Annotated in this window: 17 protein-coding genes and 2 pseudogenes; 4 read left to right on the top strand and 15 right to left on the bottom strand. The window is 64.1% G+C overall.

The genetic code is table 11. The features are described from left to right. Positions 1-154 precede the first annotated feature (154 nt). Positions 155-2,227 (top strand): TonB-dependent siderophore receptor, encoded by a 2,073-nt coding sequence (locus ABLV76_RS01970; RefSeq protein WP_124989303.1) that lies wholly within the window; start codon positions 155-157, stop codon positions 2,225-2,227. A 121-nt stretch (positions 2,228-2,348) separates the two neighbouring features. On the opposite strand, the gene ABLV76_RS01965 is transcribed toward ABLV76_RS01970, so the two are convergent. The 7 genes and pseudogenes from ABLV76_RS01965 to ABLV76_RS01935 form a co-directional block, all read right to left on the bottom strand. Then, the gene (locus tag ABLV76_RS01965; RefSeq protein WP_017901271.1) at positions 2,349-3,137 is read right to left on the bottom strand and encodes an ABC transporter ATP-binding protein; all 789 of its coding nucleotides are present in this window, start codon (positions 3,135-3,137) and stop codon (positions 2,349-2,351) included. Then, positions 3,131-4,126, bottom strand: a pseudogene (locus ABLV76_RS01960) (ABC transporter permease subunit). Before ABLV76_RS01960 ends, ABLV76_RS01965 begins: the two are co-directional and overlap by 7 nt. Further along, positions 4,107-5,144: an ABC transporter substrate-binding protein gene (locus ABLV76_RS01955; RefSeq protein ID WP_032456230.1), complete on the bottom strand. Its 1,038-nt coding sequence runs from the start codon at positions 5,142-5,144 to the stop codon at positions 4,107-4,109. The pseudogene ABLV76_RS01960 and the gene ABLV76_RS01955 overlap by 20 nt, the downstream one beginning before the upstream one ends. Continuing rightward, positions 5,141-6,115, bottom strand: a complete 975-nt coding sequence (locus ABLV76_RS01950) for an ABC transporter substrate-binding protein (RefSeq protein WP_004203042.1) — start codon at positions 6,113-6,115, stop codon at positions 5,141-5,143. The genes ABLV76_RS01955 and ABLV76_RS01950 overlap by 4 nt, the downstream gene beginning before the upstream one ends. 5 nt (positions 6,116-6,120) lie before the next feature. Continuing rightward, complete coding sequence (locus ABLV76_RS01945; RefSeq protein WP_023318517.1) at positions 6,121-7,272, bottom strand: acyl-CoA dehydrogenase family protein; 1,152 nt, start codon at positions 7,270-7,272, stop codon at positions 6,121-6,123. Beyond that, positions 7,259-8,354, bottom strand: a pseudogene (locus tag ABLV76_RS01940) (LLM class flavin-dependent oxidoreductase). Before ABLV76_RS01940 ends, ABLV76_RS01945 begins: the two are co-directional and overlap by 14 nt. A gap of 144 nt (positions 8,355-8,498) precedes the next feature. Further along, on the bottom strand, positions 8,499-9,392 hold the full coding sequence (locus ABLV76_RS01935) for a LysR family transcriptional regulator (protein ID WP_043519836.1): 894 nt from the start codon (positions 9,390-9,392) through the stop codon (positions 8,499-8,501). Positions 9,393-9,498: 106 nt separating this feature from the next. Here ABLV76_RS01935 and ABLV76_RS01930 point away from each other — a divergent pair, with 106 nt between their 5' ends. Further along, positions 9,499-10,101, top strand: a complete 603-nt coding sequence (locus ABLV76_RS01930; RefSeq protein WP_048295026.1) for a cysteine dioxygenase — start codon at positions 9,499-9,501, stop codon at positions 10,099-10,101. Positions 10,102-10,106: 5 nt separating this feature from the next. Beyond that, positions 10,107-11,687: a rhodanese homology domain-containing protein gene (locus ABLV76_RS01925; RefSeq protein ID WP_064177699.1), complete on the top strand. Its 1,581-nt coding sequence runs from the start codon at positions 10,107-10,109 to the stop codon at positions 11,685-11,687. A 12-nt stretch (positions 11,688-11,699) separates the two neighbouring features. Here the strand turns inward: ABLV76_RS01925 and ABLV76_RS01920 are convergent, their stop codons facing one another. The 8 genes from ABLV76_RS01920 to ABLV76_RS01885 all read right to left on the bottom strand — a co-directional run bounded on the left by ABLV76_RS01920 (position 11,700) and on the right by ABLV76_RS01885 (position 20,061). Further along, entirely contained in the window at positions 11,700-12,425 is a 726-nt protein-coding gene (locus ABLV76_RS01920; protein WP_048295826.1) for a polyphenol oxidase family protein, read from the bottom strand. 101 nt (positions 12,426-12,526) lie between these two features. Further along, a complete protein-coding gene (mhpT, locus tag ABLV76_RS01915; protein WP_049092549.1) occupies positions 12,527-13,723 on the bottom strand; it encodes a 3-(3-hydroxy-phenyl)propionate transporter MhpT in 1,197 nt (398 codons plus the stop codon). A gap of 71 nt (positions 13,724-13,794) precedes the next feature. After that, a complete protein-coding gene (gene mhpE / locus ABLV76_RS01910; RefSeq protein WP_048295028.1) occupies positions 13,795-14,811 on the bottom strand; it encodes a 4-hydroxy-2-oxovalerate aldolase in 1,017 nt (338 codons plus the stop codon). Further along, on the bottom strand, positions 14,808-15,758 hold the full coding sequence (gene mhpF / locus ABLV76_RS01905) for an acetaldehyde dehydrogenase (protein WP_004203053.1): 951 nt from the start codon (positions 15,756-15,758) through the stop codon (positions 14,808-14,810). The genes mhpE and mhpF overlap by 4 nt, the downstream gene beginning before the upstream one ends. Next, positions 15,751-16,557 (bottom strand): 2-keto-4-pentenoate hydratase, encoded by an 807-nt coding sequence (gene mhpD / locus ABLV76_RS01900; protein ID WP_049092550.1) that lies wholly within the window; start codon positions 16,555-16,557, stop codon positions 15,751-15,753. Before mhpD ends, mhpF begins: the two co-directional genes overlap by 8 nt. A gap of 9 nt (positions 16,558-16,566) precedes the next feature. Continuing rightward, positions 16,567-17,433: a 2-hydroxy-6-oxonona-2,4-dienedioate hydrolase gene (gene mhpC / locus ABLV76_RS01895; protein ID WP_049092551.1), complete on the bottom strand. Its 867-nt coding sequence runs from the start codon at positions 17,431-17,433 to the stop codon at positions 16,567-16,569. A 17-nt stretch (positions 17,434-17,450) separates the two neighbouring features. Continuing rightward, positions 17,451-18,395 carry a 2,3-dihydroxyphenylpropionate/2,3-dihydroxicinnamic acid 1,2-dioxygenase gene (gene mhpB / locus ABLV76_RS01890; protein ID WP_049092552.1) on the bottom strand — a complete coding sequence of 315 codons (945 nt, stop codon included), beginning with the start codon at positions 18,393-18,395 and terminating at the stop codon, positions 17,451-17,453. Position 18,396: 1 nt separating this feature from the next. Then, positions 18,397-20,061, bottom strand: a complete 1,665-nt coding sequence (locus tag ABLV76_RS01885; RefSeq protein ID WP_065696958.1) for a bifunctional 3-(3-hydroxy-phenyl)propionate/3-hydroxycinnamic acid hydroxylase — start codon at positions 20,059-20,061, stop codon at positions 18,397-18,399. 177 nt (positions 20,062-20,238) lie between these two features. Here ABLV76_RS01885 and ABLV76_RS01880 point away from each other — a divergent pair, with 177 nt between their 5' ends. Then, complete coding sequence (locus tag ABLV76_RS01880; RefSeq protein WP_049092554.1) at positions 20,239-21,051, top strand: DNA-binding transcriptional regulator; 813 nt, start codon at positions 20,239-20,241, stop codon at positions 21,049-21,051. Positions 21,052-21,143 lie beyond the last annotated feature (92 nt).

Genomic DNA, 21,143 nt, shown 5'->3' with positions numbered 1-21,143 from the left:
TTTATTATTCAGGGCAATGATTTTATTGGCTTTATCTGACCGCAAAGGCAGATTCGTTCACGAGAAAAAGATAATGACTCAACCCCATGTCGCCGTCACCTCGTTGCAAGGGCGGGCGCTTTTTTCGCTTCTTTTTTTGGCCTCACCGGGATTAATGGCCGCGGAAAATCACGCGGCGAAAGATAACAACGATGCGGAAGAGACCATCACCGTGGTGGCCAACGACGCCCGGCAGAGCGCCACCAGCGGCTATCAACCGCTCAGCTCCTCTACCGCGACGTTGACCTCAATGCCGCTGCTGGATATTCCGCAGGTGGTGAATACCGTCAGCGATCGGGTTCTCGAAGATCAGCACGCCACCTCGCTCGATGAGGCGCTGTATAACGTGGCCAACGTGGTGCAGACCAACACCCTTGGCGGCACCCAGGACGCTTTTACCCGCCGCGGCTTCGGCGCTAACCGCGACGGCTCGATCATGACCAACGGCCTGCGCACCGTGCTGCCGCGCAGCTTTAACGCCGCCACCGAACGGGTGGAAGTCCTGAAGGGACCCGCCTCGACGCTGTACGGTATTCTCGACCCCGGCGGGCTGATCAACGTCATTACCAAACGGCCTGAGCGGCAGTTCTCCGGTTCGGTTTCCGGGACCTCCACCAGCTTTGGCGGCGGCACCGGCAGCGTCGACGTCACCGGCCCCATCGAAGGCACGAATCTGGCGTACCGGCTGATCGGCGAATATCAGAATGAGGATTACTGGCGCAACTTTGGTAAAAACAAAAGCCGCTTTATCGCCCCTTCCCTGACCTGGTTTGGCGACCGGGCGACGGTGACCGCGTCCTATTCGCACCGCGACTACAGCGCCCCCTTCGACCGCGGCACTATCTTCGATCTCAATACCGGGCATGCGGTGAACGTCGATCGCAAAACCCGCTTCGATGAAGCCTTTAATATTACCGATGGCTATTCCGACCTCGCCCAGCTCAACGCCGAGTATCGCCTTAACGACGCCTGGACCGCGCGCTTCGATTACAGCTACAGCCAGGATCACTATAACGATAACCAGGCGCGGGTGATGGCCTATGACTCGGCGACCGGCAACCTCACCCGCCGGGTTGACGGTACCCATGGCTCCACGCAGAAGATGCACTCGACCCGCGCCGACCTGCAGGGCAACGTGGTGGTGGGCGGCTTTTATAACGAACTGCTGACCGGCGTCGCCTATGAGAATTACGATCTGCTGCGCACCGATATGCTGCGCTGCAAGAACGTGAAAGGCTTTAACATCTATCATCCGGTCTACGGCACCCTGGACACCTGCAATACCGTCTCCGCGTCCGATAGCGATCAGCGGATCCAGCAGGAGAGCTATGCCGCTTACGTGCAGGACGCGCTGTACCTCACCGACAACTGGATCGCCGTCGCCGGCGTGCGCTACCAGTATTACACCCAGTACGCCGGTAAAGGCCGACCGTTTAACGTCAATACCGACAGCCGCGATGAGAAATGGACGCCGAAAGCCGGCCTGGTCTACAAAGTGAGGCCGAACGTGTCGCTGTTCGCCAACGTCGCCCAGTCGTTTATGCCGCAGTCGTCGATCGCCAGCTATATCGGCGAGCTGCCGCCGGAAGAGTCCACCGCCTACGAAGTGGGCGCCAAATTCGACCTGCTGGAGGGCATTACCGCCAATATCGCGCTGTTTGATATCCATAAGCGCAACGTGCTGTACACCGAGAGTATTGGCGATGAGACGGTGGCGAAAACCGCGGGCAAGGTGCGTTCCCAGGGGGTGGAGGTGGATCTGGCCGGGTCAATTACCGATAACCTCAGCATGATTGCCAGCTACGGCTATACCGACGCCAAAGTGCTGGAAGATCCGGATTACGCCGGGAAACCGCTGCCGAACGTACCGAAGCACACCGGTTCGCTGTTCCTGACCTATGACATTCATAACGTCTACAACAGCAACACCCTGACGGTCGGCGGCGGCGGCCATGCGGTCAGCAAGCGCTCCGGCACCAACGGCGCGGATTATTATCTGCCGGGCTATGCGGTGGCAGACGTGTTCGCCGCCTATAAGATGAAGCTGCAGTATCCGGTGACGCTGCAGGTGAACGTGAAGAACCTGTTTGATAAGACCTATTACACCTCTTCCATCGGCACCAATAACCTCGGTAACCAGATTGGCGATCCGCGTGAGGTGCAGTTCACGGTGAAGATGGATTTTTAACCCTTACCCTGGCAACGGATGTCGATTGCCGGGCGGCGCTGCGCTTGCACCGGCCTACGGACCTTCCCCTCGAGTTCGTAGGCCCGGTAAGGCGCAGCCGCCACCGGGCAATACGTTTACCTTACCAGTCCTCCTCCTGGCCGAGGATGCGCAATATATCCTGACGATGCTGCAGCAGCTGCGGGTTATCGCGATGGCGGGGAAAGGCCAGCGGCAAGGCGAACTCGGCGATAATCCGCCCCGGACGCGGCGACATCACCAGCACCCGCTCGCACAGCAGCAGCGCCTCTTCGATATCGTGGGTCACCAGCAGGCTGGTATAACCCTGCTGCTGCCAGAGGGCGATCAGCTCCCGCTGCATACTGATGCGGGTCAGCGAGTCCAGCTTGCCCAGCGGTTCGTCGAGCAGCAGCAGGCGCGGCTCGTTCAACAACGCGCGCGCCAGCGCGGCGCGCTGCGCCATCCCCCCTGACAGCTGCCGCGGCCACGCCTCGCTGAAGGCCTGCAGCCCGATGCGGTCAATCAGCGCGTCGGCCTTTGCTTCCAGCCCCCTTTTGCCCTGCGCCTGCGGGCCCAGCAGTACGTTCTGCCGCACCGTCAGCCACGGATAGAGCGTCGGATCCTGAAACACCAGTATGCGCTCCGGCCCCGGAGCGCCGAGCGGCGCGCCGTCGAACTGCATCTGTCCGCTCTGCGGCGCTTCCAGCCCGGCCAGCAGCCGCAGCAGGGTGGATTTACCGCAGCCGGAAGGACCCAGCAGCGCCACGCTTTCCCCCGGCCGCAGCTGCAGGCTGATATTCTCCAGCACCGGCACCGCCTGTTTGCCGAGCGTAAACGCGTGATGAAGATGGCTTATCGATACCGCCGCGCCGCGCGCTATCGTCTGCGAACCTGACGTCGCGGTTACCATTGCATCCCTCCCCGCTGCCAGCTCAGCAGCTTATCGCGCAGCATAAATAATCCGCTAATCAGGCCGGAGCACAGCAAGGCCATCACCAGCAGCGCGGCGTACATATTGGGATAGGCCGCCCAACCCTGGGCCCACTGGAGGTAAAAGCCGATCCCCGACTTCACCCCGACCATTTCAGCCACAATCAGCACCGAAAACGACGCGCCAAGCCCCATAAACAGGCCGACAAAGACGTTCGGCAGCGCGGCGGGGATCGCCACCCGCAGGATCAGGAAACGCTGGCTGGCGCCGAGGGTCCGCGCCACGTCGTACCATGCCTTGTCAATGCCAATGACCCCGGACCAGGTCAGCACCGTAACCGGGAACCAGGTGCTCAGCGCAATCAAAAACACACTGGCGCCGAAGCTTGACGGAAAAATAAACAGGCACAGCGGCAGCAGCGCGGTAGACGGCACCGGCCCCAGCAGGCGTAACACCGGATGGACCCAGTAGCCAATCCGTTGCGACCAGCCAATGGCCAGACCGGTGATGAACCCGCTGCTGGTGCCGAGCAGCACGCCGAGCCCCAGCAGCCCCAGGGAGTGCAACAGGCTGTCGAGCAGACGCGGCCAGTCATCATGCAGCACCTCGATCAGCGCCTGCGGCGGCGCGAAAAACGGCACCGGCAGCACGCCGCTCTTGGCGGTCAGCCCTTCCCAGGCAGCGAACAGCACCGGCAGCAGCGCCAGCCACTTGCCGGCATGCCGCACGCGCGAGCCGCGCGCTCGCCAGTAGCGATAGCTCAGCGCCAGCAGCAGCAAGCCGCCGCCGAAGGTGAACTGCGCCAGCGCCCAGCCCTCGCTAAACGGCCAGCGCCGCCCGGCATCGGGCCAGGTCAGAGTAAACAGACCGCCCAGCAGTCACAGCGCGGCGGCCAGCAGCCCTTCTCCCCACAGCGGCGCGCGGACGGTGGGGCGCGCCAGAACCTGCTCAGGCGAAGACGTTGGCATAGATACTCTCCGCAAACTGATGGGGATCGGTGCCCGGTTTGATCACCTGCACCCGCTGCAGGTCGACCGCGTACTGCGTCAGCTCTTTCACGAACGCCTCACCCACCGCGTGGTGGCCGTGCCCCTGCCCGTGCAGAATGCCGCTCACCTCCGCTTCATTGGTATTGAGCGCATGGGCAAGGAAGGATTGCGCCACGCTTTCCGGGTGTTCTGCGGCATAGCTGTGCGCTTCAAGGATCGCCTGAGTGAGCGCCGCGGCGGCCGGTTTATGGTCCCGCGCCAGGCTCCCGCTCACCCCCAGCACGCAGCAGCTGAGGTTGGCATAATCTCCGGTCATATTGCTGGCGACAAGCTGATACTTGCCGGTCTCCAGCAGCCGATAGCTGAACGGCTCGCTGCCGCTGATGGCGGCGATTTCGCGCTTGTCCAGCGCCACGCTGAGCAGATCCGCCGGGTAGACTTTCCACTGCACGTCGCTGATCGGGTCGATACCGTGGCGCTTAAGCAGAATGGCGAAGAAGTTTTTATCCGGCCCGGCCATGTCGGTGACGCCGATGGTTTGTCCCTTCAGGCTCTCGAGGCCGCCGAACGGCGAGTCTTTGGCCGTCAGCAGGTTCAGACAGCCGCCGTGGGTACCGGCGGTGAGCTTGACGTCAAAACCCTGCTCCAGCGCCTTCAGCCAGCGCAGCGCCATCCCCACCCCGGCGTCGGCCTTGCCGGTGGCGATCGCCTCCAGCAGCACATCGGTGGAGTTACCGAAGTTAACAAACTCAACGTCGAGGTTATATTTACTGAAAATCTTCTGCTGCTCGGCGACGGCGACCGGCGCGAGGCATACCGCGCTTTTGTTGATCGCCAGCTTGATCTTGTAGGGCTCTGGCAGGCGCAGCGCCGGATGGGCATCGCCGCTGGCCATCTCCGCCATATCGTGAGCCCACAGCGGCAGAGAAACCCCGGCCAGCGCCAGGCCGCCGCTAAGCTGTAAAAAACGGCGGCGGGAAAAAGCGGATCGGCTCATGGCGTCACCTCCGCGTGGGCCGGCGCGGCGGGCACGCTAAAGCTGGGGTCAAAGGTCGGCTTCACGTCCAGCCGGGTGCGGATCAGGCCGTTGGCGAGATAAAAGTCCGCCGTCGCCTGCTGCTGGGTCACGGTTTCCTCTGCCAGCGGCTGCCACTGCGACTGGCGGTTGGCAAACTGCGCGCGGGCGATCTCCGCCGGGAAGCGGATGATCTCCCCCAGCGTTTTGCCGTAGCTGTCGAGATTGGCGTAGGCCCAGCGCTCGGCGCCGGCCAGGCGCTGGAGATAATCCTGCAGCGCGGCGCGCTTTTGCGGATCGTTAAGCGCGGAATCCGTTGCCGCAAGGAAGGTATTCCCCGGCAGCAGCCCTTTGCCGCTCACCAGGATCTGCCCCTCGTTGGTCTTCACCATTTGGGTGGTGTAGGGCTCCCAGGTCGCCCAGGCGTCCACCGAACCGTTAAGCAGCGCCACTTTGGCGTCCACCGGGCCGAGGAACACCCACTGCACCTCCTTCGGCGAGATGCCCGCCTGCTCGAGCGCTTTCAGCGCCACGAAATGACCAATCGACCCTTTGCCGGTGGCAATGCGCTTGCCTTTTAACCCGGCGGCGGTTTTTATCGCGCTGCCGGGGGAAACCAGCACCGCGGTCCCCGCCGGATTGCTTTTGTCCACGGCAATCGCTTTCACCGGCGCGCCGTTAGCCAGGGCGAAGAGCAGCGGCGCATCGCCGATGATCCCCGCGTCCACGGCGCCCGCGTTAAGGGCTTCCGCCAGCGGCGCGGCGGCCGGGAATTCAGCCCACTTAATGTCATAGGGGAGGTTTTGCAGGGCGTTGGCCGCCTCCAGCTGCGAACGCATGCCGCCTTTTTGATCGGCGATGCGCAGGGTAAGCCGCTCCTGCGCCGTCGCGTAACCGCCCAGCGCCAGCAGCATCAGCGCTGCCGCCACCCGGCCTGAGAATGATAGACGCATCGTGATTATCCTTGTGATTGAAAGACGAAGTGGCCGGCTGCCAGCCAGGCGCTGTCGCTCTGCGGGGTATGCACCCGGCCGCAGAGCACATTGCGGTAGTGGCGTTCCAGCGGGTTCTGTCGGCTGAGGCCATGATTACCGGTCAGCTCGAGCGCGATATTCACCGCCTGAATGGCGTTGTCGGTAATGGTGACTTTCGCCAGATTGGCCTCGATGGCGGAAAAGCGCAGCGCGGCGGCCTGCTCCAGCAGGCTGCGGTTCACCAGCAGCAGCCCGGCGATCTGTCCGACCTTCTCCTGCACCCGCGGCAGGCGGGAAAGCGGATGGCCGAGGCCCGCGGGCACCCGCCCCGTCAGCCACCTCACCAGCCAGTGGTGAGCGGCGCGGGCGATGCCGTCATAGATCGCCGCCAGCAGCGCCGTCTGCCGGTTGGCGAACAGGCGCAACGGTTCCGCCTGGGCAGCGGGTGGCGCATCGACCGGCCAGACATCCACCGCGTGCTCTGCCGCCACCCGCACGTGGCGAAAAATCACCTCATGGCTGCCGGTGGCCCGCATCCCGGCGTGATCCCAGCTTTTCACCACGCTAATCCCGGCGCTGTCGCCAGGCACCAGCCAGGTGCCCACCCGCGGCGGGTTATCATCGCTTCTCGCCCATACCGCCAGCCAGCGTAGCCCTTCAATGCCGGTGGTATAGATTTTATGACCGTTGATGTCCCAGCCGTCCGCGCAGCGGCTCGCCACGGTGTCCGGCAGGCCGCCCCGCGCCGGGGAACCCAGCTCCGGCTCAACGCGCAGGCTGTTGATCAGGCCACCGCGTTCGACGGCGTCGTGAAAAACCTGCTGGCGCAGCGGCGCGTGCCAGGCGTCGTTTTCCGCCAGCCGCAAATGGTGCAGATACTGCATGCAGACGATCAGCGCCGTCGCCGGCTCACCCCAGGCGATGGCGGCGATGGCCTGCTGCAGCTGGGCCAGGCTGGCGCCCGCGCCGCCGTAAGCACGCGGCACGGCGAGGCTTAACCAGCCCCCCGCGCGCAGGTGGTCGATATTGCGCCAGGGAAAGTCGCCGCTGGCGTCGAGGCTGGCCGCCTGCTCCGCCATCTGTTGGCGTACCGCCGTCAGCTGCTGCGCCCAGTCGTCGCGCTCAGGATGGATCACGATGCGCGCTCCGCCACCGCACGCCGCGCGGCTTTTTCCCGAGCGATCGGCAACAGCGCCCGGCCGTAGTCTGCCGCATCGTTCAGCGGGTCGAATCCGCGGATCAGGAAGTTGCGCACCCCGAGGTCGTAGTAATCGAGCAGCGCATCGGCCACCTGCTCCGGAGTACCCACCAGGGCGGTAGAGTTATGCCCGCCGCCCACCAGCTGGGCGATGCCGGTCCACAGGCGTTTGTCCACCACTCTGCCCTGCGCGGCGGTGGCCCGCAGCCGCTGGGCGCCGATGCTGTCCGGTTTGGCCTTGAAACCGCCCCCGCGCTGCGCCGCCTGCTCGGTGGCGACATGCAGGATATGCTCGGCTTTCTCCCAGGCCTCGGCTTCGCTGTCGGCGATAATCGGCCGGAACGAGACGCTGAAACCGATGTCACGCTGGTGTTTCGCCGCTTCGGCGCGCACGCGCTGGATGGTCTCGCCGGTTTGCGCCAGCGACTCGCCCCACAGGGCGAAGACGTCGGCATGTTTGCCGGCGACGGCGATGGCCGCTGCCGACGAACCGCCGAAGTAGATGGGAAGATGCGGCTTTTGCAGCGGATGAATAGCTGACCAGGCCTGTTCGGCCTGATAAAAATCGTTGTGAATATCGACAGGCTGCTCGCTGGTCCACACCTGGCGCACCACGTCGAGGAAGGCGTCGGTGCGGGCATAGCGCTGGTCGTGGTCGAGGTAATCGCCGTCCCGGCGCTGCTCGGCGTCATTGCCGCCGCTGATGATATGCACTGCCAGCCGGCCCCCCAGCAGATGCTCAAGGGTGGCGAATTTGCGCGCGGCGAGGGTCGGCGATACAAAACCGGGGCGATGGGCCAGCAGGTACTGAATTTTCTGCGTCGACAGTCCGGCCAGGGCGGTTACCAGAAAGCCGTCGGGTTGATCGGACCAGTGACCCACCAGCAGGCGATCGAACCCGGCGGCTTCATGGGTTTGCGCGAAGCGAACAATATAGTCGCGGTCAAAGATCGGCCCCACTGGGGCAATCGTTTCGGAAGAAAGGCGGTGGCCAATCATGCCAAGAAACTGAATGCTCATGAACAACTCCTTGCGTCAGGGTAATGGAGTGGCCGCGACGGCGGCGCTGGTCATTACCCTATACAGAGTGTGTTAATGAACAAAATGCATTTTTATCATATCTTAATATGCAAGACTTGCATTAATAGAAAATGAGTAGTGTTTTCAGTCGGATACTGTCAGCTGCTGCACCACTTTGCTGGCGAAAAAGATCAGCGGCGACTGCAGGTTGGCCAGATACTGAGCGTGGATCAGCCACAGCGACACCGCAGGCTGAAAATCGCTGAGGTTGACGACCTCGATCTCGTCCCGCCACGGGCTGGCCGCCAGCGCCGCCCGCGGCACCAGACCCAGCCCCAGTCCCTGCGCCACCAGCGCCATCTGCAGCTGGGCGCCCGCGCTCTCGACGTTAAGCTTCAGGCGCAGGCCCTGGCTTTGCAGCTCGCGGATGAGCCCGGCGCGCAGGCCACAGCCATCGGGGTTAAGGATCCAGCCCTGTTCGACGCACTCCCGCAGCGACGACGCCCGCAGATTCAGCCGCCGGGCGGCAATCGGCACCACCTCCAGGGGGCACAGCAGACGCCCGCTGTAGCCCTCGGCGAGGGTCTGCTGGGCGGGGCCCATCGCCAGCATGCCGTCCAGTTCGCCGTTTTCCAGCCGGCGCTGCAGCTCTCCGCTCCAGCCGCAGGTGACCTGCGGGGACAGTGCGGGAAACTGCTGGCTCAGCGCCGCCAGCGCCGCCGGCAGCGCGATCTCGCTGATACTCTGCGGTACGCCGAGACGCAGCGCGCCGCGCGGCTCGCCTTGCGGATCCAACAGGCTGTAGAGCTTTTTCGTCTCGCGCTTAATGCTCAGGCACTGCTCGTACACCCGCTGACCGGCGGCGGTCAGGGTCAGCGGGCGGGTCTGACGCGCTAACAGCGTGACGTTCAGCTCCTGCTCCAGACGCTGCAGGCGCCGGGTGATCGCCGACTGGGTGATCCCCAGATAATCCGCCGCCTGATTGAGGGAAGAAAACTGCACTGTGGCCAGCAGAGCGTCAATATCGTCGATGCGCATAGGATCCTTATGTGAAATTTGCATATTAATATATGCGTAAATTGCATTTAAATAATATTAACGCCTCTGTTAGCGTTTTGACCAGTCCCTCTGACAGGAAGCGCACATGACTGCACCACGACTGGAAAAATTACGCCATTTTATTCATGAGGTTGACCGTCTGCACCGGGAACACCACTCGACCGCGCCGCTGCTTGACGCCGTGGCGCAGCGGCTGGCGGCGCTGGTGCGTCACGACGACTGGCTGCCGGAAGAGTACACCCTGCCGCACCCACACCATTACCAGCAGTATCTGCTGCATGCCGACTCCGGGGAGCGCTTCTCGATCGTCAGCTTCGTCTGGGGGCCGGGGCAGGCGACGCCGATCCATGACCACCGGGTGTGGGGGGCCATTGGGATGCTGCGCGGCGCGGAGGAAAATCAACGCTACAAGCTGGATGCCGATGGCATACCGCGCGCGCTGGGCGCCGCCACGCTTCTGCAGGCAGGTCAGGTGGAGAAAGTCTCCGCTGACGATGGCGACATTCATCGCGTCAGCAATGCGCTGGCGGATCGCGTCTCCATCAGCATACATGTTTACGGCGGCAACATCGGCGCGGTGAAGCGCGCAGTGTATACCCCGGAAGGCCAGCAAAAACCGTTTATATCCGGCTACTCCAACCGCCATTTACCCAATATCTGGGATTCCTCCCGCGAACACCAAGGATAACCATTATGTCCACTTACGCTTATCGCCAGGCCGCCGGGATCCGTCAGGCGCTGCTCGACCGTCGTGAACTGGCGCTGATCGACGTCCGTGAAGAGGCCGATTTCGCCACCGCTCATCCACTGTTTGCCGTCAATCTGCCGCTCAGCAAACTGGAGCTGGAGGTCCGCCGGCGGATACCGCGCTTCACCACCCCGATCACCGTCTACGACAACGGCGAAGGGCTGGCGGAGATCGCCGTCGAACGGCTGCGGACCTGGGGCTATCAGGATGTGGCCCTGCTGGCCGAGGGTCTCGCCGGCTGGCGCCGCAGCGGCGGCGAGCTGTTTCAGGACGTCAACTCTGCCAGTAAAGCTTTTGGCGAGCTGGTGGAAAGCGTGCGTCACACGCCGTCGCTCAGCGCCCAGGAGGTTCAGGCGCTCATCGACAGACGACAGGAGGTGGTGATCGTCGACGCCCGGCGCTTCGATGAGTACCAGACCATGAGCATCCCCGGCAGCATCAGCGTGCCCGGCGGCGAGCTGGTCCTGCGGGTGGAGAGCCTGACGCCCTCCCCGCAGACGCCGATCATCGTCAACTGCGCCGGACGCACCCGCAGCATCATCGGCACCCAGTCGCTGATCAACGCCGGGGTGCCGAACCCGGTCCATGCCCTGCGCAATGGCACTATCGGCTGGACGCTGGCTGGCCAGACGCTGGCGCACCAGCAGCAGCGGCAATACGACCCCTCCGCCCGCGCCTCCGGCGTCCGGGCCGCCGAGGCGGCGCATCTCGCCGAACGGGCCGGGGTGGCAGTCATCGATGAAGCGACGCTACAACGCTGGCGGCAGCAGAGCGACCGCACCACCTTCCTGTTTGATGTCCGCAGCCCCGAGGAGTACGCGGCGGGCCACTATCCTGGCAGCCTGAGCGCGCCAGGCGGCCAGCTGGTGCAGGAGACCGATCACTTCGCCAGCGTGCGGGGAGCGCGGATAGTGTTACTGGATGACGATGGCGTCCGGGCGGCGATGACCGGCTCGTGGCTGGCGCAGATGGGCTGGGAGACGGCGCGGCTGAGCGCGCTGTCTCCCAGCCAGCTGAGCGAGCGCGGGGTGCCGGCCGCCGAAGTGCCCCCCGCCCCGCCGGCGGAGGAGATAAGCCCGGCGCAGCTGGCGCAACAGCTGGAGGAGCCCGGGACGGTGGTGCTCGATTTCACTACCAGCGCCAACTTTGTCGCCCGCCATATCCCCGGCGCGTGGTGGCTGACGCGCTCGCAGCTGCGCCAGGCCCTGGAAGCGATCCCTCCCGCGCAACGTTACGTGGTGACCTGCGGCAGCAGCCTGCTGGCCCGCTACGCGGTGCCCGAGGTGGCGGCCTTAACCGGTAAGCCGGTACAGGTATTGCGCGGCGGGACGCTGGCGTGGATCGCCGCCGGTCTGCCGCTGGCCCATGGCGACGACGGCCTCGCCGTCGAGCGCCGGGACCGCTATCGCCGTCCCTATGAAGGGACCGATAATTCCGCAGAGGCCATGCAGGCCTATCTGGAGTGGGAGTACGGCCTGGTGGATCAGCTGGCCCGCGACGGCACCCACGGTTTTCGGGTGATCTAACGCCAGCGCGCCTCAGGCCTGACGCATGATCCACGAGTACTGAAAGCTCTTCGGCGCCGGAAAATGGGTCCGGCGCCGGTAGGAGCCCAGCGATTGCGGCGTGCAATAGGTGCAGCTCCCCAGCCATTCAACGCTCGCCGGCGCCACCCCCGCCTCTGTGAAGATCGCTTCAGCGAAAGCGCGCAGATCAAACCACAGATTATCGCTGCCGCGCGCTGCGGCTTTAAGCGGATCGCTGACCGGGGCCGAACGGGAATGGAACAGCCGCTGGCGGTAGCGGGCCACCCGATCACCGCCGGGCTGGTCCAGCAGTTGCTGATAAAATCCGGCGGAGACTTCGTAACAGCAAGGGTGAATATGCGGCCCCACGGCGATGACCAGATCGGTCAGCGCCACCCCCTGCTGGCGAAAAGTCGCCAGACTGTTGTCGACAATGCCGCTGACCAGCCCCTGCCAGCCGGCATGGACGCTGCAGACGAAGCGACCGTCGCGCGAGGCGATCAGTATCGGCAGGCAGTCGGCGGTCACCACCCCCACCTTTTGCCCGGCCACGGCGGTAAACACCGCGTCGGCGTGCGGCCGCGTCGGCAGCGGCTGCTGATAGTGATGCACCTCATTGCCATGGACCAGCTTCACCGGGGCCAATTCGGCATAGGGAAAAGCGGCGGTTTCGTGGACATCGAGAAACGCGTGGCGGATGCCAGGGATAGCGTCGAGCAAGCGGGAGCGGTAAGCCATAGAGACGATAAACGACAGGGAATGATGTCTTACCTTAGGCCAGGACACGCGGAGAGGCAAGGCGGCGGCCCGGCATTTTTCCGCCAGACCGCCGGACAGCATCAGACCATGGCCGCGCGCTGCTGGCGATGCATCAGCCAGAACACCGCCACGCCGGCCAGCACGATGCCCGGCGCTGAGGCTGCCATCACCCCGACGGTGCCGGTGCCGAGGGCCAGCATCTTGCCGGCCAGCAAAGGGCCGCTCATCGCCCCGAGGCGGCCCACCGCCACGGCGGTGCCGACCCCGGTAGCGCGGATCGCCGCGGGATAGAAGAGCGGCGCCAGCGCGTAGAGCACGCTCTGGCCGCCGGTGGCGAACAGCCCGGCGACAAACCCCGCCAGCAGCATCCCGCTCAGCGTCGACGCACTGCCCAGCGCCAGCAGCGATGCCAGAATGCCGCTGTATATCAGCAGCGACATGTGCAGCGGAGTAAGCTTATCCATCAGCGCGCCCAGCAGCAAAGTGCCGCAGGCGGCGCCGATCTGCAGAGAGAACATCACCCCCGCCGCCTGGCTGGCGCTGAACCCCTGGCCCACCAGCAGCATCGGCAGCCAGTTGATGAGCATATAGACCACCAGCAGGGTGAAGAAATAGCCCAGCCACAGCAGCAGCGTGGCGGCAGCATGTCCCGGGGCAAACAGGGTGCGCAGCGGCACGCTGGTCTCCACGCGCTGAAACGCCTGCGACTCCGGCAGCCAGCGCATCAACAGCGGGATCAGCAGCAGCGGGACCACGCCGCCAATCCAGAAGATGGTCTGCCAGGCCGCGGCGAGGCCAGAGAACCCCAGCGCCGCCGCCAGCGCGGCGCCAATGGGCACGCCGCAGTACATCAGGCTCACCGCCCGGCCGCGAAAGCGTGGGCCAGCGGCTTCCGAGGTTAAGGCAATCAGGTTCGGCAATGCCGCCCCCAGCCCGACGCCGGTGAGCAGGCGCGCCAGCAGCAGCGTCGGGAAGCTCCAGGCCACCGCGGTGGCCAGCGAGAACAGGCCAAACAACAGCACCGAGCTCAGCAGGATGCGTTTGCGCCCGTGGCGGTCCGCCAGCATGCCGCCCACCAGCGCGCCGGGCAGCAAGCCGAGGATCCCGGCGCTGAAGATCCAGCCCATCTGCATTTTATCCAGCGCAAAGGCCTGCGCCATGCCGACGGCGGCGATCCCCGCCGCCTGCAGATCCAGCCCCTCCATCAGGGCCACCATAAAACAGAGCCCGATGGTGACCATCAGGCGCGAGGAGTTTGCGGTCGTTATCTTGGTCATAGGGTACCTTGGCGATAGCCGGACAAGCGGATCAGGTGATGGGCGGCTGATGCGTGGTCAGCCGCGCGTTGTTATTTTTGGCGGTTAAGCAGATCCAACGCGACGTCGACGATCATATCCTCCTGGCCGCCGACCATCCGCCGTTTGCCCAGCTCGACGAGAATATCCACCGCGCTGAGGCCATAGCGCGCCGCCGCCGCTTCGCTGTGGCGCAGGAAGCTGGAGTAGACCCCGGCGTAGCCCAGCGCCAGCGTTTCGCGGTCGACGCGCACCGGGCGGTCCTGCAGCGGCCGCACCAGCTCGTCGGCGGCGTTCATCAGCGCATAGAGATCGATGCCATGTTGCCAGCCGAGCTTGTCGGCGGCGGCAATAAACACCTCCAGCGGCGCATTGCCCGCCCCCGCCCCCATCCCGGCCAGGCTGGCGTCTATGCGATCGCAGCCCTCTTCCACCGCGGCGATAGAGTTGGCCACCCCGAGGCTCAGGTTATGGTGGGCATGCATCCCGGTGGCGGTCTCCGGCTTCAGCACCGCCTTCAGCGCGCGGAAGCGGTCGCGAATGTCGTTCATGTTCATCGCCCCGCCGGAATCCACCACGTAGATGCAGGTCGCCCCATAGGATTCCATCTTCAGCGCCTGCTGCGCCAGCGCCTGCGGGGAGATCATATGGCTCATCATCAGAAAACCGACGGTGTCCATCCCCAGCTCGCGGGCAAAGGCAATATGCTGCGCCGCGACGTCCGCTTCGCTGCAGTGGGTGGCGACCCGCACCACCCGCGCCCCGGCCTGATACGCGGCTTTCAGGTCGTGCAGCGTGCCGATGCCCGGCAGCAGCAAGGTGGCGATTTTCGCCTGGCTGACCACCGCCGCCGCCGCTTCAATCCAGGCGATATCACTGTGGGCGCCAAAGCCGTAGTTGAAGCTGGATCCCTGCAGCCCATCGCCGTGGGCCACTTCGATGGAGTCCACCCCCGCCTTATCCAGCGCGCCGGCAATCTGCTGCACCTGCGCCAGGGAATACTGGTGACGAATAGCGTGCATACCATCGCGCAGCGTCACATCCGAAATGTAGAGTTTTTTACCGTTCATGCTGTCGCTCCCGCCGCGCTGTTCATTGCCCCGGCCATTTGCTCCGCCGTCGCCAGCGCCGCTGAGGTCATAATATCGAGGTTGCCGGCGTACGCCGGCAGATAGTGCGCCGCCCCTTCCACTTCGAGGTAAACCGCGGTTTTCAGGCCGGAAAAACGGCCCACGCCGGGGAGGTTGACCGGATTATCCTCGGGGATAACCTCAAACTGCACCTGCTGCTTCAGCCGGTAGCCTGGCACGTAAGCCTGCACCGCCGCCGCCATCTCGGCGATCGAGGCGGCAATCGCCTCCTGGGACGCCATCTCGCTCAGCACATACACGGTATCGCGCATCATTAGCGGCGGCTCCGCCGGGTTGAGCACGATAATCGCCTTGCCCTTGCCCGCGCCGCCGACTTTTTCAATCGCCTGCGAGGTGGTTTCGGTGAATTCGTCGATATTCGCCCGCGTGCCCGGCCCGGCGGATTGACTGGCGATGGAGGCCACGATCTCCGCGTAATGTACTTTCGCCACCCGCGAGACCGCGGCGACCATCGGGATGGTCGCCTGGCCGCCGCAGGTCACCATATTGACGTTGCCCTGGTGGAGGTTGGCCGCGAGGTTGACCACCGGCACGCAGTATGGGCCAATCGCCGCCGGCGTCAGGTCGATGACGCGGATCCCCGGCTTCGCTTCGCGCAGCGCGGCATCGTTTTTGACGTGCGCCCCGGCGCTGGTGGCGTCGAAGACGAAGTCGATATCGGCAAACTCCGCCATCTGCATCAGGCCGCCCACCCCTTCGTGGGTGGTCGCTACCCCCATGCGCCGGGCGCGGGCCAGACCATCCGACTGTGGATCGATGCCGACCATCACCGCCATTTCAAGATGCTGGCCGTGGCGCAGAATTTTAATCATTAAATCGGTGCCGATATTTCCGGAGCCGATAATGGCGACTTTACGTTTACGCATCACGATGTCCTTCTCCGGCGGCGACGAAGCGTGCCGCGACTGAGCCAATACCTTCAATATGGGCGACAAAGCTGTCCCCCTCGTTAATCGCCACCATTGGGCCTAGCGCCCCGGTGAGCACGATATCCCCCGCCCGCAACGGTTCGCCGAGGCTGGCCATCTTGCGCGCCAGCCAGACCGCGGCGTTCAGCGGATGCCCCAGGCACTCGCTGCCCCGGCCGCTGGAGACCAGCTCCTGGTTGCGGGTCATCCGCATGGCGCACTGCTTCAGATCCAGCCCCGCCGGGCGCTGCGCCGGGCCGCCGATGACGTACAGGCCGCAGGAGGCGTTATCGGCGACAGTGTCGACAAAGCCGATTGACCAGTCGCGAATCCGGCTGCCCACCACCTCCAGCGCCGGCAGCACCCATTCGATGGCGTTATACAGTTCATCAAAAGTGGTATCGGCATGGGGCAAATCATGTTTCAGTACCAGGGCGATCTCGGCCTCCACCTTCGGCTGCAGCACGCGGCCAAACGGCACGTCGGCGTTGTCGCCGTAGCACATGTCGGCAAACAGGGTGCCGAAATCCGGCTGGTTGACCCCCAGCTGCTGCTGCACTTTGGGATGGGTCAGGCCCACCTTGCGGCCCACTACCCGCCGGCCATGGGCCACGTGGTGCTGAACGTTCAGGCGCTGGATGGCGTAGGCGGCGTCGGCGTTGTCGACGCCGAGGATATCGCGCAGCGGGGCGATCGCCTGGCCGGTCCGTTCGGCGTCGCGCAGCTGCTGCGCCAGCGCGTCAAGAGAAAAAGTCATCATCACTCCTTAGGCCCGTGCGAGGAAATTGAGCACCAGCTGATTAAAACTGTCGGCATGTTCCCACTGCGCCCAGTGGCCGCAGTCGCGGTAAATATGCAGCTCAGAGCCGGCGATCCCGGCGAGCAGGCGCAGCCCGGCGTCCATCGGCACGAAGCGGTCGTTGCGTCCCCAGACGATCAGAGTTGGCGCAGCGATCTCGCCCAGCCGCGGACCAAAGTCAGGGAACTGCTTCGGGTTGGCTTCGAGGCTCTTGACGAAGTTGTCCAGATGGTCGCGGCGCGACAGCATATTGTTCAGCCGCGCCTCGAACAGCGCGTCAGTGAGGTCGCGGGTGTCAAAGACGAAAATGCTCATCATCTTCTTCAGGTTTTCAATGGTCGGCTCGCGGTACAGGGCGTTCAGCAGCTTGATGCCCTCCGTCGGCATCGGCGTGAACAGGCTCATGCCGCCGGTCCCCCCGCCCATCAGCACCAGCTTAGCCACCCGCTCCGGCCAGCTCAGGGTGAAGGCCACTGCGCTGTGGCCGCCCATCGAGTTGCCCAGCAGATGGACTTTATCGATCCCCAGCTGATCGACCACGCTTTTCAAAATGCGGGCGTTGAGATCCGAACGCGAGCCGCTGTTGACGATCGAATCGCTCTTCCCCCACCCCGGACAGTCGAGGAGCAGCACGCGATAGCCCGCCTCGACCAGCGGGTCAATATTGCGGCTGAAGTTGGCCCAGCCGGTAGCCCCCGGCCCGGAGCCGTGGAGCATCACCACGGTCTCTTTCCCGTTGCCGCAGTCATTGATATGGATACGCAGCGTGCGGCCCCCTTCATCGACGTTGAGGAATCGGCTGGTGGCGGCTTCGGTTTGCGGTTGATAGCTCATGTTAGTCTCCCGGTTAATCAAATCTCGGTGGTGGCGCTCAGCGAGCCGAATCCGGCGATCCACTCGGGGATCGGCCGGTAATAGCGGCCTTCGCTACGCCAGCGGCCAAAAGCGGATAGCGCGGCAAAGGCGGCCACCCAGGTCTTAATTTCGTGCGTCGATTTGCCGGCCATCGCCGACAGCTCGTCGTTGCCGATCGCGTCCAGTTCGCTCAGCCGCCCCTGCTCCAGCAGGCTCATAAAGCGGTTGTCCCACACCGGATTAAGGGGATGGAGCGAGCGCGGGTCCTCGGTAAACCGGCGGGCGGCGCTGATCACCCGCTGCTGGCGCAGCTCGCGTTCGTCCGGCGGCAGCTGTTTGCCGCTGCCGAGCAGGCGGTCGCGCAGATGGGCGTCGGCCTTCGCCAGCTCCGGCACCGGCGGCTGGTGCGACAGCCCGCCAGAGCCGAGGATCAGCACCCGCTTATTGAGGGTGTTGAGGAAGCGGCCCATCGCCTCGCCAAGCTGCCGGGTGCGTTGAAAACCCGGTAGCGGCGCGGCGACGCCGTTAATAAACACCGGCAGCACCGGCAGGCGATCCAGCCCACCCAGCAAAAACTCCAGCGGCTGGGCGAAGCCATGGTCCACCTGCATGTTGTACGACACCGCCAGGTCGATACCGCTGTTGAGCACGGCGTGAGCGCAGGCTTCCGCCAGCTCGGTGGGCACCGGCAGGTCGCCGGCGGCGCTGGCGAAGTCGCCGATGGCGGTGGCGCCGACGCCGAGGCAGAACGGCGGCATCACGTCATAGAAAAAACCGTTGTAGTGATCGGGGGCGAAGAGCACCACCAGTTCGGGATCGAATTCAGCGATCCGCCGCCGGGCGTCGGCAATCACCCCGTTGACCTCATCAAGGACCACCTGCTCCGGGTCAACGAATCCCACCAGCGGGGTGTGCGACAGACAGTGCAGATAGGCATGCATATCAGGCCACCTTCTCTTCAGCGTGGGCGGTATCCCCGGCTGCGAGGGTCATTTTTTCCGCCAGGGCGGTCAGCTGCGCGCCGAGGGTTTGCGGGATAGCGAGGGCGGCGACAAAGCGGTCCGGCCTGACCACGGCGATGGCGGTGTGATGTTGCGCAAACCAGCTCTTCAGTCGGTTTTGTTTATCCCCCACCCGCAGCGTGCCCGGAGCGTTATCCTGCTCGCGGTGGATCTGCACCTCCGGCACCACCTGAATAAAGCGCACCCCTATCGCGCGCCAGCGAGCGATCTGCCCGGCGTCGAGCCCCCACTGCGGGTTGCAGCCCCAGCCGATAATGGCGAAATTCGCCCCGATAACCTCGTCGAGCAGGAGGCTCTCGCCATTCTCCAGCGTCACCTGCGGTTGAATAAACATTTTGCCCACCGGCGAGGATTTACCTGCGCCGTCGGTCAGCAGCGCCCCGTCGCGATACTGCGGCATCGGCTTAAAGCGCATTTCGAGGAAGTAACGTTTCACCGGCGGCAGGTAGTTCAGCAGCAACGAGAGGCCATCGCGCACGGCCCCCTGCCAGCGCTTCGGCGGCGCCAGCACGTGGCCGGCGGTCACCGACAGGTCAATCATCGCCTTCGCGTGGTCGCGACGCTCCTGCTGGTAGCTGTCAAGCAGCGCCTCTCCCGCTTTGCCGTTGACCACCAGCGCCAGCTTCCACGCCAGGTTGAAGGCGTCGCGCATGCCGCTGTTGTATCCCTGGCCCTGCCAGACCGGCATGATGTGCGCGGCGTCGCCGGCCAGCAGCACCCGGTCAATGCGAAAGCGCTCGGCAAGGCGCGCGTTATGGGTGTAGACCCGCTGGCGGATCAGTTCGACGCGATCCGGGTCCGGTAGCACTTTGCTCAGCAGGCGGCGCATATTGTGCGGCTCGCTGAGCTGGGCTTCGGTTTCCCCGGGCATCACCATAAATTCAAAGCGGCGCACGCCGTGTGGCAGCGCAGCGGAAACATAGGGCCGCACCGGGTCGCAGCACAGATAGACGTGCGGGGTGGCCAGCGGGTCGTTGGCAATATCGATGACAATCCACTGATTCGGCGCGGTCTTGCCTTCAAAGGGGACGTTCAGCGTACGGCGAATAAAGCTGGCGCCGCCGTCGCAGGCCACCAGCCAGTCCGCGCGCACCGTCTCCCGCTCGCCGTCCGGTCCTTTGATATTTAGCGTGACACTGTCACTGCTCTGACTAAAGGCTTCCACCTCGCGGGAGAAGAGGCAACGGACCTGTGGGAAACGCTGCAGGCCGTGATACATCACCGCATCCACCTGCGGCTGGATAAAGGCGTTGCGCCGCGACCAGCCAAACTCATCGGTCATCGGCTGGATGTCGGCAAAGCAGCGGCCCTTCGGGGTCAGAAAGCGCATGGCGTGCCACGGCGTGGTGTGCGGCAGCACGTCATCCACCAGCCCCACCGCCTGCATCGCCCGCAGCGATTCATCGTCAATACCGATGGCCCGCGGGTAATCGATCAGTTTGTCGAGTTTTTCCACCAGCAGCACGCTGATGCCCATCTGGCCAAGGTAGTTGGCCATCATCAGGCCTACCGGACCGGCGCCGGCGATGGCGACCTGGGCGGTATGCTGCACGGCGGGTTGAATATCGGGTGTAGATGTTGTCATTCTCAGCGACCTCACGACTCGGAAACGGCCAGACCGGTAGGCCATTTGTTAATCATGTGTAAACGTATTTTTATAATGGGCTGAGTATAGGGCGGGGGTTTTCGGCTACAATCAAAACATCATCGAATGTGCACCAGGTGCACAGCGCTGTTTATAAAGCGTTTTCAGGAGGGTTTGATGCATGACGATGGGTCCACAGCGTACAAAACGGTGCGCGGATTAAGCCGGGGTTTATTGTTATTAAAATTGTTAAATAAATTCGACGGCGGCGCGACGCCGGGCCTGCTGGCGGAGTTTAGCGGCCTGCATCGCACCACCGTGCGCCGGCTGCTGGAGACGCTACAGGAGGAGGGTTTTGTCCGCCGCAGCCGCTCCGATGACAGCTTTCGTCTGACCATTAACGTCCGCCAGCTGAGCGACGGATTTCGTGACGAACATTGGATTTCTGCCCTCGCCACGCCGCTGCTCGGTGAGCTGCTGCGCGAAGTACAGTGGCCGACGGACATCACCACCCTCGACGTCGACGCCATGGTGGTGCGCGAGACTACCCACCGCTTCAGCCGACTGTCGTTTCACCGGGCGATGGTCGGACGGCGACTGCCGCTGCTGCTCACCGCCTCCGGTCTGACGTGGCTGGCCTTTGCTCCCGACGCGGAGCGCGACGCCATCGTCAGCATGCTGGCCGCCCGTCCGGAAGCGGAGTATCAGCTGGCCCGTGAGCCGGAGCGGTTGGCGGCGATCCTCGCCCGCACCCGCCAGAACGGCTATGGAGAAAACTTCCGCGGCTGGCGGCAGGAGGAGAAAATCGCCTCTATCGCCGTGCCGGTCTGCAGCCAGCAGCGGGTCATCGGCTGCCTCAACCTGGTCTATATCGCCAGCGCCATGACCATTGAGCAGGCGGCGCAAAAGCATCTCTCTACGCTGCAGAGGGTGGCGGGCCAGATAGAGGCGCGCATGGAGGATCAAGAAGTGTGGTACGAAATGCCTTGATCGTAGTGAGGGTAAACGCGATCAACCATTGCGCCCGGCGTCGTTATATAATTTAATACACAACGAATTTTTCACGCCATTCGGGCCAGATC

This window comes from Klebsiella sp. GB_Kp047 (assembly GCF_040065235.1).
Lineage (GTDB): Bacteria > Pseudomonadota > Gammaproteobacteria > Enterobacterales > Enterobacteriaceae > Klebsiella > Klebsiella quasipneumoniae.
This window is presented reverse-complemented; position numbering and strand designations above follow the sequence as displayed.

What these genes read in the sequence shown, in the direction of transcription:
- ABLV76_RS01970 (WP_124989303.1), top strand. Translation starts at nt 155, where the DNA reads ATGGCCGCGGAAAATCACGCGGCGAAAGATAACAACGATGCGGAAGAG.
- ABLV76_RS01965 (WP_017901271.1), bottom strand. Translation starts at nt 3,137, where the DNA reads ATGGTAACCGCGACGTCAGGTTCGCAGACGATAGCGCGCGGCGCGGCG.
- ABLV76_RS01955 (WP_032456230.1), bottom strand. Translation starts at nt 5,144, where the DNA reads ATGAGCCGATCCGCTTTTTCCCGCCGCCGTTTTTTACAGCTTAGCGGC.
- ABLV76_RS01950 (WP_004203042.1), bottom strand. Translation starts at nt 6,115, where the DNA reads ATGCGTCTATCATTCTCAGGCCGGGTGGCGGCAGCGCTGATGCTGCTG.
- ABLV76_RS01935 (WP_043519836.1), bottom strand. Translation starts at nt 9,392, where the DNA reads ATGCGCATCGACGATATTGACGCTCTGCTGGCCACAGTGCAGTTTTCT.
- ABLV76_RS01930 (WP_048295026.1), top strand. Translation starts at nt 9,499, where the DNA reads ATGACTGCACCACGACTGGAAAAATTACGCCATTTTATTCATGAGGTT.
- ABLV76_RS01925 (WP_064177699.1), top strand. Translation starts at nt 10,107, where the DNA reads ATGTCCACTTACGCTTATCGCCAGGCCGCCGGGATCCGTCAGGCGCTG.
- ABLV76_RS01920 (WP_048295826.1), bottom strand. Translation starts at nt 12,425, where the DNA reads ATGGCTTACCGCTCCCGCTTGCTCGACGCTATCCCTGGCATCCGCCAC.
- mhpT (WP_049092549.1), bottom strand. Translation starts at nt 13,723, where the DNA reads ATGACCAAGATAACGACCGCAAACTCCTCGCGCCTGATGGTCACCATC.
- mhpE (WP_048295028.1), bottom strand. Translation starts at nt 14,811, where the DNA reads ATGAACGGTAAAAAACTCTACATTTCGGATGTGACGCTGCGCGATGGT.
- mhpF (WP_004203053.1), bottom strand. Translation starts at nt 15,758, where the DNA reads ATGCGTAAACGTAAAGTCGCCATTATCGGCTCCGGAAATATCGGCACC.
- mhpD (WP_049092550.1), bottom strand. Translation starts at nt 16,557, where the DNA reads ATGACTTTTTCTCTTGACGCGCTGGCGCAGCAGCTGCGCGACGCCGAA.
- mhpC (WP_049092551.1), bottom strand. Translation starts at nt 17,433, where the DNA reads ATGAGCTATCAACCGCAAACCGAAGCCGCCACCAGCCGATTCCTCAAC.
- mhpB (WP_049092552.1), bottom strand. Translation starts at nt 18,395, where the DNA reads ATGCATGCCTATCTGCACTGTCTGTCGCACACCCCGCTGGTGGGATTC.
- ABLV76_RS01885 (WP_065696958.1), bottom strand. Translation starts at nt 20,061, where the DNA reads ATGACAACATCTACACCCGATATTCAACCCGCCGTGCAGCATACCGCC.
- ABLV76_RS01880 (WP_049092554.1), top strand. Translation starts at nt 20,239, where the DNA reads ATGCATGACGATGGGTCCACAGCGTACAAAACGGTGCGCGGATTAAGC.